A 9,743-nucleotide genomic window follows, 5' to 3' on the forward strand; every position below is an offset into this window, starting at 1 on the left:
TCTACCTCGCGGTCGCGGTCGCCGGGCTGGCGCTCGCCGTCGCTGGCGCGACGCTGCTCACCGAGTCCACCGCCGGGCGGCCGCGCCCGGTCGACGTCGCGGGGATGGTGCTGCTCGCCGCCGGGCTGACGGTGCTGCTCGCCGGCCTCACCGAGGCCCGGCGGCTGCCGGTCACCACCACGACCGTCGTGCTGCTGGTCGCCGGGGCGGCGCTGCTGGCGGGGTTCGTCGCCGTCCAGTTCGTCGTCGCGCACCCGATGGCGGGGCCGGAGCTGTTCCGCCATCCCGGGCTGGTCGCGGCGACCGTCGCGAGCATGGCCACCGGGCTCGGCATCATCTCGCTGAGCTCCTACCTGCCCGCGCTGCTCGCCCCGGTGCACGGCACCGCCCCCGCGACGGCGGCGCTGCTGCTGCTCGGCTGGTCGGGCACCAGCATCGTGACCGCGCTGCTCACCCGCCGGATCAGCGAACGGGTCACCGGCGGGGTCCGTCTCGGCGTGGGCCTGCTGGTCATGACGGCCGGTCAGCTCGGGCTGCTCGCGACCGGTTCCGGCACCGGGGCGGTCCTGGCCGCGCTCGTCGTCGTCGGCGTCGGCACCGGGGTCGTGAACGCGACGCTCGGCCGCGAGGCGGTCGCCTCGGTGCCGCCGGACCGGGCGGGCACCGGTAGCGGCATCAACAACACCACCCGCTACCTGGGCGCCGCCGTCGGCGTCACGCTGACCTCGGTGCTGACCTCACCGGCGGGCGACGAGCCGGTGCCGGTGCTGCTGGCCGGCTGGCACGTCGCCGTGCTGTTCGCGACCGGGTTCACCCTGCTCGGCGCACTCATCGCGCTGGCCTGCGCCCGCTCGGCAGCCCGCCCCCCGGTCCCGGCGCCGCAGGGTTGACGGCCGGTGCCGCGGCGAGCAGCGTGCGGGGACGTGACGACCCTGCTGGTGATCGGATTCGACCCGGCGCGGATCCCCGGGTACGACCCGGCGCCCGTGCTCACCGCCCTGGAACGGGGCCGCGACGCCTACCGCGCGGCCGGGATCGAGGCGACCGAGGTCCTCGTCGGGCCGGACGGTGAGCTGCCCCGGATCACCGCGGCGCTGACCGCCCGCCGCTACGACTGCGTGCTCGTCGGCGGCGGGCTCCGGAAGCCCCCGGAGTGCCTGGAGCTGTTCGAGCGGGTGGTGAACCTGGTGCACCGGCACGCGCCCGGCTCGGCGATCGCGTTCGGCACCTCGCCCGTCGACGGAGCCGAGGCCGCCCTCCGTGCGCCGGCCGCCGCATGAGGGTGGGGGAGCGGGTCGCCGACGCCCTGGCCGCAGGCCGCCCGGTGCTGGCGTGCGAGTCGACGATCGTCACCCACGGCCTGCCCACACCGCGCAACCTCGCCGTCGCCCGGGAGGCCGAGGAGCTCGTCGGCTCGCTCGGCGTCGTCCCGGCGACCATCGGGGTGCTCGACGGCGAGGTCGTCGTCGGGCTGACCGGCGACGAGCTCTCCCGGCTGGCGGGATCCCCCGGCGTGGCGAAGCTGTCCGCCCGGGACCTGCCGGTGGCCGTGGCGACCGGCGCGAGCGGGGGCACGACGGTCGCGGCGACCGCGCACCTCGCCCACCGGGCCGGCATCCGGGTGTTCGCCACCGGCGGGCTCGGCGGGGTGCACCGCGGTGCCGCGCGCACCTTCGACGAGTCGGCCGACCTGCCCGCGCTCGCCGCGCTGCCGCTGGTGGTGGTGAGCGCCGGGGTGAAGTCGGTGCTCGACGTGCCGGCCACCCTGGAGCGGCTGGAGACCCTCGGTGTCACCGTCGCCGGGTACCGCACGCACGCCTTCCCCGGCTTCTACGTCGCCGACTCCGGGCACCGGGTCGGCCAGCGGGTGGAGTCGCCGGAGCAGGCCGCTGCGGCCTGGCGGGCCGCCCGCGACCTCGGCTTGCCCGGGGCGCTGCTGGTGGCGAACCCGGTCCCGGCCGCCGAGCAGCTCCCGCCCGATGTCCATGACGCCGCCCTGGCCGACGCCCTCGCCGCGCTCGACGGGGCCGGGATCGGCGGACAGGACGCGACGCCGTTCCTGCTGGCGCGGGTCCGCGACGCGACCGGCGACGCCAGCCTGGAGGTCAACGTCGCGGTGTACCGCCACAACGTGGCACTGGGCGCCCGGATCGCCACCGCCCTGACGGGGCGGTGACGTGCCGGTGGCTCCTCAGACGACGGGCGTGATCGCCCGCAGCGCCTCGGAGCCGCGTACGGCCGTGGCCAGGTCGGCCAGCGCCCGCCCGTGCGCCGCCGCGAGCTCCGCGGAGGCCTCGGTGAGGGTGTTGCGGTCCACGTAGCCGGAATGGTCGAGGTAGAGCCCGGGGGACAGAACCTGGACGGCGAAGAACCCGGCCAGCACCGACCGCAGCCCGTCGACGGCGAGGAAGTGGTGCCCGCTCGCGCCGGTCAGCACGACCGCGGCCGCCTTGCCCTGGAGCGGGGCGGTCTTCTCGCCCCACTTCCCGCGCTCGGTGGCCTCCAGAAGCGCCCGCAGCGACGCCGTGTGCCCGGCCCGGTAGACCGGGCTGCCGAACACGACGGCGTCGGCGTCGGCGAAGGCCGCGGTGACCTCGGCGACGGGGGTCTGCGACAGCTCGACCAGGGCGGTGTCGGCCCCGGTACCGGCGAGGATCCCGGCGACGGCGGCCGCCGTGCGCCCGCCCGGCTCCGGGCCCGCGACGACCCCGATGATCCGGCCCACGGTGCCGCTCACGACTCGGCCCGCGGGGTGAGGGCGTAGGTGCCGCGGTGGAACAGCAGCGGCAGCCGCTCCGGGTCCGCGCCGAGCGCGTCGACCCGGGCGACGACGATCGTGTGGTCGCCGCCGTCGTACTCGTTCCACAGGGTGCAGTCGACCCAGGCGCCGACGCCGTCGAGGACCGGTGAGCCGGACGGGGCCGCCTCCCAGGTCACCCCGGCGAACTTGTCGACCCCGGAGCGGGCGAACCCGGCGCTGTGGTGCTCGTGGTCGGCGGCCAACACGTTCACACAGAACCGGCCCACCTCGCGGATGCGCGGCCAGGTCGAGGACCCGCGTGACGGCGCGAAGCTCACCAGTGGCGGGTCCAGCGACAGCGACGCGAAGGACTGACAGGTGAACCCGATGGGCCCGTCCGGGCCGATCGCGGTGACGACGACGACGCCGGACGCGAACGCGCCCAGTGCGTCGCGCATGGACTCCGGGGTCACGCCGGGGGTGACCGGGCCGGGGAGGGAACGCGACATGACCCGACCCTAGGCGGGGACGGTGCGCTCGGCCAACGATCCGGACCCGGGTGGTGGGGAACACGCCGTGCCGTGTCGCGGCCGCCACCGTGTCGCCGTGACCGCTCCGGAATCGATCCGGTAGAACTCCCCGTGCCGTGCATCCCGAACTCGTGGGGAGCCCCGGGGTGCCCGAGACGGCAACGGCCGGCGGAGCGATCGCTCCGCCGGCCGTCCGTCACCGGGGGCCGGGTGGGGGGACGCCCGGCCGGCCCGGGTCAGCTCGCGTAGGCGCGCAGCTTGTCGGCGCGCTCGCCGACCCGCAGCTTCGACATGACCTCGCGCTCGATCTGGCGCACCCGCTCGCGGGAGAGCTTGAAGGCGCGGCCGATCTGGTCGAGCGTGTGCGGCTGGCCGTCGTCGAGGCCGAACCGCATCCGGATGACCTTCTGCTCGCGGTCCTCCAGGGTCGACAGCACCCGGCGGAGGTCGTCGTGCAGCAGGCTCGAGATCACGGTGTTCTCGGCGTCGGTCGCCTCGGCGTCCTCGATGAAGTCACCGAGTGGCGCCTCCTCCTCGGACCCGACCGGCATGTCCAGGCTCACCGGGTCGCGGGCGTGGTCGAGCAGGTCCTGGATCTTGTGCTCCGGGATCCCCGACTCGGCCGACAGCTCGGCGTCGCTGGGCTCGCGGCCCTGGCGCTGGTGCATGTCCCGCTTGATCCGGGCCAGTTTGTTGACCTGCTCCACCAGGTGCACGGGCAGCCGGATGGTGCGGGCCTGGTCGGCCATGCCCCGCGTGATGGCCTGCCGGATCCACCAGGTCGCGTAGGTCGAGAACTTGAAGCCCTTGGTGTAGTCGAACTTCTCCACCGCGCGGATCAGGCCCAGGTTGCCCTCCTGGATCAGGTCCAGCAGCGGCATCCCGCGCCCGGTGTAGCGCTTGGCGAGCGAGACCACCAGCCGGAGGTTCGCCTCCAGCAGGTGGTTCTTGGCCAGCAGCCCGTCGCGGACGACCGCGCGCAGGTCGCGGCGGTACTGCAGGTCCAGCCCGTCCAGCGTGCCGTCGGCGGCGGCGGTGTCCAGCCGGTGCTGGGCGAACACGCCGGCCTCGATGCGCCGGGCGAGCTCGACCTCCTGCGCCGCGGTCAGCAGTGCGGTCTTGCCGATCCCGTTGAGGTAGACGCGCACCAGGTCCGCGGCGGGGCTCTGGGCGTCGAGATCCTCCGCCACCGCGGCCGCGGCACCGGGTACGGTGGCTTCCAGTGCGGTGCCTCCGTCGCCGTCGGTGCGACGGCGGGAGCTGCGAGCGACCTTGGGGGCGGTCCGCTTCGCGCCGGACGACGACACGGTGGCGCGAGCGGGGGCCTCGGTCGTGAGGCGCGGGCCGGGTACGGCCGGAGCGGTCGTGGTCACCGTCATGTGCATTTCCTCCCCTGCGCGGGCTGCGGCGGGCGATTGATGGGCCTCGCCGCTTGCCCTGTACGGGGTCAACGCAGCCGTTCCGGGGATCGTTCCCACGACGAGGCCCCGCAGGCCGGAAATGTGCCTGCGGGGCCGTGTCGTCGGTCACATGCAGTTGCGGTTCTCTCAGGATCCTCTTAGAGAGCGACCCGGCCGGGCGTACCGGTCAGGGTGCGGGCACCCGCGGGGTGTCCCGTGGGTCGGCCACGGCGCGGACGCTGCTGCGCCGCCGCGACGCCTTGCCGGCCCCGGTGTCCTTCTTCGACGGCACCGAGTGGCCGTAGACGGTCTCCATCAGCACCGGCCAGTCGTGGCGCAGTGCGTCACGGCCCATGAACAGCCCCAGGTGGCCCGCGGTCGCCGTCCGGTAGGTGACGTCCGCGGCCGGGGTCCCGACCTTCTCCGCCGCGGCGAACAGCTGCGGGGCGGGGGTGATGTGGTCCGCGGAGCCCGCCAGCAGCAGCAGCGGGCAGTCGATCGCCCCCATGTCGACGGTCCGGCCGTCGACGGTGAGCGTGCCCTTGATCAACCGGTTCTTCCAGAACAGGTTCTCCACCAGCCACAGGTAGAACGCGCCGGGGATGTCCTGGGTGTACTTGAACCAGTCCTCGAACACCCGGTAGCGCTCGACGTGGGTGGGGTCGTCGATGTTCTCCAGCAGCTGCAGCTGCCGGGAGATCTCCGACTGCGGCTGGATCGAGATGAAGTTCGACAGCACCGCCGAGCCCGGCATGTTGCCGCCGCCCGCGGCGACCAGCGCCTTGTACGGCGCCATCCCCATCGTCCCCGCCATCAGCCGGGTCGAGGCGGCGATCACCGACTCGCCCGCGTGGAAGTCGATCGGCGCACCGGCCAGGGTCAGGGTGTTGACCCGGTCCGGGTGCAGCGCGGCGTAGATCGTGGCCAGCCAGCCGCCCTGGCAGTCGCCCACCAGGTTGGCCTTCCCGCCCATCCGCCGGATGGAGCGGTCGATCACCTCGAGGTAGTCGGTGATCGTGACGTTCTTCGTCGCGGTCGTGGCGGGCCGCCAGTCCAGCGCGTAGACCGTCGTCAGGCCCGAGGCGCGGATCATGGCGATCTGGCTCTGCTGCGGCGAGTAGTCCACGACGGTCGAGGAGTGGCCGGCCTGGGGCGGCAGCACCAGGGTGGGGACCACGTCGTCGTCGCGGTGCTCGGCGGCGGTGAAGTCACGCAGCGACGCGAACGGCGTCGACAGCACGACCTCGTTGGCCAGGTGCCAGGTCGGCTCGCGCCGATCGGCCATCGCCGAGATCCACAGCAGCCCGCGCCGGGCGGCGTCGCCGGGCCGGGCGATCCGCTGGACCGCGTCGATCCAGTAGGCGCCGGTGGCCCGGCCGACCTCGGCCACCACCTTGGTCAGGTTCCGGGTGTTGTACGACACGAGGTACCGGAGGGGGTCCGGCCGGTCGTCGCTCCCGGTGGCCGCGGCCACGGGGGTCTCGGGAAGGGCACGCGGTCCGTGCTCCCTGGAGGGTGCGGACCGTCGGGTGATCGCCGTGCTCATGGGCCTCTCCCATCAACTCTGATGACCGGGGGCTATCCGGGTTACCGAACGGTAAAACGCGATCGGTATGCCAAGCAAGCGCTGGCCTACTCCGGAGTAGTGCTTGCTTCGCTTAGCGCAGGTGAGAGGCCTTACAACAATCCGGGGCTGCCTACCGGTGAGTACGCGGTCACCATGTGTCCATCCCGTTGCGCCTCCCGTTCCCTGAGGGAGCGCGGGAACCCAGGCACGGAGACCGAACCGGCCGTCAGGAGTGACGAACAGTGACCACGCAGCCCGTATCCCAGCCCGAGTCCGAGAACGGCAGCGCCGCCGCGTCGAACCAGGCCGCGGAGGTGCTGCGACGGCAGGCGGCCGGTCTCGTGCGGGACCTGCGCGAGCTCGCCAGCCCCGAGGGGCTCGCCGCCAAGGTCGACCCGGTCGGCTTCGGCGGGGCGCTCGGCGAGGCCGCCCGCTCGCTGGTCACCCGGCCCGGCGCGGTGCTGCGCACCGGTCTGGGCTTCGGTGTCGACTCGGCCAAGGCCGTGTCCGCCGCGGCCGCGCGTGCCGTCGGCCGGACGACCACAGGTCCGGCGTCGCTGCCCGAGAAGGACAAGCGCTACGCCGACCCGGCCTGGGAGGGCAACGCCTGGTACTACCTGGCCCGCCAGGAGCACACCCTGCTGGCCGACCGGCTGACCGAGCTGTCGCAGGCCGCCCGCGTCTCGCCGACCGCGCGCCGCAAGCTGGACTGGCTGGTCGGCCAGATCGTCGAGGCGCTGGCCCCGCCGAACGCGGTCGTCACCAACCCGGCCTGGCCGAAGAAGATCGTCGAGACCGGCGGGCTGAACATCGTGCGGGGCGCGCGCAACATGCTGCGCGACGCCGTGCAGAACCAGGGTATGCCGCGCCAGGTCACCCCCGGCGCCTTCCAGGTGGGCAAGGACCTCGCGGTCACCCCGGGCCACGTGGTCTTCCGCAACCGGCTGATCGAGCTCATCCAGTACGAGCCGCAGACGGACAAGGTCCACGAGATCCCGCTGCTCATGAGCCCGCCGTGGATCAACAAGTACTACATCATGGACCTCGCGCCCCAGAAGTCGCTGGTGGAGTGGGCGGTGCAGCACGGCCACACCGTCTTCATGATCAGTTACCGCAACCCGGACTCGTCGCTGGCCGACGTGACGATGAGCGACTACCTGCAGGAGGGCCCGGTCACGGCCCTGGAGGTCGTCCGCGAGATCACCGGCCGGGACACGGTCAACGTCGCCGGGCTCTGCCTGGGCGGCGCGTTGTCCGCCGCGATGACGGCGTGGCTGGAGGCCAAGGGCGACCAGCACGTCAACTCGCTGACCCTGATGAACACGCTGCTCGACTACTCCGGCCCGGGCCAGCTGGGCGTGTTCACCGACGAGAAGACGGTCGACCGGCTCGAGCGGAGCATGCGTAAGGACGGGTACCTGCCCGCCACCAGCATGAAGACGACCTTCGACCTGCTGCGGGCCACCGACCTGGTCTGGAACTACGTCGTCAACGACTGGATGCTCGGCGAGGACCCGAAGCCGTTCGACATGCTGACCTGGAACTCCGACTCCACCCGCATGCCCGCCGCGATGCAGACCGAGTACCTGCGCACGCTGTACCTGGAGAACCGCTTCGCCGAGGGCAAGCTGGAGCTCGCGGGGGAGCGGCTCGACGTGGCCGACATCCGGCCCGACAGCTACATCGTCACCGCCGAGTCCGACCACATCGCGCCCTGGAAGTCGGTCTACACCGGGGCGTCGAAGCTCGGCGGCACGGTGCGGTTCGTGCTGTCCAACTCCGGGCACATCGCCGGCGTGGTCAACCCGCCGTCGCCGAAGTCGCGGCACTGGTTCGGCGAGAGCGACGACCTCCCGGCCCGCGCCGAGGACTGGCGCGACGACGCCACCGAGCGCAAGGCCTCCTGGTGGGAGGACTGGACGCCGTGGATCGCCGAGCGCGCGGGCAAGGAGGTCGCGGCGCCCAAGAAGATCGGGTCGGACGCGCACCCGCCGCTGGAGCCCGCTCCCGGCCGTTACGTGCTGCGCGGCTGAGCCGCCACCCGGACCCCGCCGCCGCCCCGGTGATCACCGCTGGTCACCGGGGCGGTGCCGTGTCCAGGATGGATGGTCGTCTGCGCTGTCCACTGTCGACGCTGCATCGGATGCGTGCGCAACCGCCGTCCGGCGGGGAGAATGCGTCGCCATGGACCGCGTACGTTCTGTGCCCGCGCGCCGGCGACCGCCGCGCGGGCCCCTCCGGGCGGGGACGCCGTGAGCCGCGCGGGGGAGGCCCCCACGCACGGCGGGCGCCGGCCGCGGAGCGCCGGGGAGACCGCCGCCGACGAGCTGCGCGAGAACGGCCGCCGGGCCGCCGAGGACGCGTGGAGTGCACAGGTGAACGCCCTGGGCGGGTTCATCCGGGCGCAGCGCCAGATGGCCAAGCTCTCGCTGCGCGAGATGGCGGCGATGACCAAGGTGTCCAACGCCTACCTCAGCCAGGTCGAGCGGGGGCTGCACCAGCCGTCGCTAAAGGTGCTGCGCTCGATCGCCGACGCGCTGCACCTCAACACCGACCAGATGCTCAGCCGGGCCGGCTGGTCGGTCGGCGACCCGGACGTCGCGGGCGACGCCGCCCCGGCCGAGCAGGCCGCCCCCGTGGCCGAGTCGCCGCCGGGTGTCGAGGCCGCGATCGAGGCCGACGCACGGCTGTCCGACGAGCAGAAGGCGGCCCTGCTGGGGGTGTACCGGAGCTTCGTGCAGCGGGACTGAGCTGCCGTGCTTGACATACTTAACGGGCGTGCGTAGTTTTCTTGGCATGCCGGGGTGCACGTCAGCACCCCGTCCACGCCGAGAAACGTCTCCCGGGAGGGAAGCACCGATGACCGCCTCCACCGAGCAGTTCGTCGACATCGCCAAGCGGGGCCAGGACCTGGTCACCGAGTCCGTCCGCGGGTGGACCGAGGCCGCGAGCGGCCTGGCCCGCCAGTTCGGCGCCGGTGACCGCCCGCAGCTGCCCGACGCGGGTGCCGCCGTCGAGCGCGTCTTCGACTTCTACGAGCAGGTGCTCGGCCACCAGCGCGAGTTCGCCCGTACCGTCGTCGGCGCGGGCACCTCGGTGTTCGACCAGGTCACCGAGCAGGCCACCAAGGCCGCCGAGGCCGTGACCGAGCACGCCGGGCGCAGCACCGAGGCCGCCGCGGAGAAGACCGCGCGCGCCACCCGGAGCGCCGCCGGCAAGTGACCCCGCCCGACGACGACCCCCGCCCGGCTGCTGCGCTCGGACGCGCTCGGCTCCGCCGCGGACCCGGCCGAGGTCGTCGCGATCTCGGGCACCTCGGGCGGCGCGATCTGCGCACTCGTCGCCTGGGACCGGCTGCGCGACGGCCAGACCCCCGACCGGCGCGAGGCCGCGGCGACGGCGCTGGAGGAGTTCTGGGCCGACAACGCCGCCCGCACCCCGCTGGAGCGCCTCACCAACCTGGGCGTGGTGACGGCGGGTGCGCTGCAGGGGCTCGGGCTCGTCCC

The 9,743-nt window shown here is 73.6% G+C and carries 10 protein-coding genes; 6 read left to right on the plus strand and 4 right to left on the minus strand.

The genetic code is table 11. The features are described from left to right. The 3 genes from GTW08_RS05230 to GTW08_RS05240 form a co-directional block, all read left to right on the plus strand. Window positions 1-890: MFS transporter (locus GTW08_RS05230; protein ID WP_161151489.1), on the plus strand; the 890-nt coding region annotated here is incomplete at its 5' end. Window positions 891-923: 33 nt separating this feature from the next. Beyond that, a complete protein-coding gene (locus GTW08_RS05235; protein ID WP_073577056.1) occupies window positions 924-1,280 on the plus strand; it encodes a hypothetical protein in 357 nt (118 codons plus the stop codon). Further along, a complete protein-coding gene (locus GTW08_RS05240) occupies window positions 1,277-2,176 on the plus strand; it encodes a pseudouridine-5'-phosphate glycosidase (RefSeq protein ID WP_073577055.1) in 900 nt (299 codons plus the stop codon). Before GTW08_RS05235 ends, GTW08_RS05240 begins: the two co-directional genes overlap by 4 nt. Window positions 2,177-2,191: 15 nt before the next feature. Here GTW08_RS05240 and GTW08_RS05245 read toward each other — a convergent pair whose 3' ends face one another. The 4 genes from GTW08_RS05245 to GTW08_RS05260 form a co-directional block, all read right to left on the minus strand. Then, on the minus strand, window positions 2,192-2,737 hold the full coding sequence (locus tag GTW08_RS05245; RefSeq protein WP_304580175.1) for an NAD(P)H-dependent oxidoreductase: 546 nt from the start codon (window positions 2,735-2,737) through the stop codon (window positions 2,192-2,194). Beyond that, window positions 2,734-3,198 (minus strand): flavin reductase family protein, encoded by a 465-nt coding sequence (locus GTW08_RS05250; protein ID WP_237453555.1) that lies wholly within the window; start codon window positions 3,196-3,198, stop codon window positions 2,734-2,736. Before GTW08_RS05250 ends, GTW08_RS05245 begins: the two co-directional genes overlap by 4 nt. A 308-nt stretch (window positions 3,199-3,506) precedes the next feature. After that, window positions 3,507-4,655 (minus strand): sigma-70 family RNA polymerase sigma factor, encoded by a 1,149-nt coding sequence (locus tag GTW08_RS05255; RefSeq protein WP_226356376.1) that lies wholly within the window; start codon window positions 4,653-4,655, stop codon window positions 3,507-3,509. A 202-nt stretch (window positions 4,656-4,857) separates the two neighbouring features. Then, window positions 4,858-6,093, minus strand: coding sequence for an alpha/beta fold hydrolase (locus tag GTW08_RS05260; protein ID WP_161151490.1), 1,236 nt, complete (start codon window positions 6,091-6,093; stop codon window positions 4,858-4,860). 386 nt (window positions 6,094-6,479) lie between these two features. Here GTW08_RS05260 and GTW08_RS05265 point away from each other — a divergent pair, with 386 nt between their 5' ends. The 3 genes from GTW08_RS05265 (at window position 6,480) to GTW08_RS05275 (ending at window position 9,459) form a co-directional block, all read left to right on the plus strand. Continuing rightward, entirely contained in the window at window positions 6,480-8,270 is a 1,791-nt protein-coding gene (locus GTW08_RS05265; RefSeq protein ID WP_083658881.1) for a PHA/PHB synthase family protein, read from the plus strand. 219 nt (window positions 8,271-8,489) lie between these two features. Next, window positions 8,490-8,987 carry a helix-turn-helix domain-containing protein gene (locus tag GTW08_RS05270; protein WP_301549213.1) on the plus strand — a complete coding sequence of 166 codons (498 nt, stop codon included), beginning with the start codon at window positions 8,490-8,492 and terminating at the stop codon, window positions 8,985-8,987. Between the two features lie 109 nt (window positions 8,988-9,096). Further along, window positions 9,097-9,459 (plus strand): hypothetical protein, encoded by a 363-nt coding sequence (locus GTW08_RS05275; RefSeq protein ID WP_062402515.1) that lies wholly within the window; start codon window positions 9,097-9,099, stop codon window positions 9,457-9,459. The last annotated feature ends 284 nt before the right edge of the window (window positions 9,460-9,743 follow it).

Source organism: Pseudonocardia sp. SID8383, assembly GCF_009864975.1.
GTDB lineage: Bacteria > Actinomycetota > Actinomycetes > Mycobacteriales > Pseudonocardiaceae > Pseudonocardia > Pseudonocardia alni.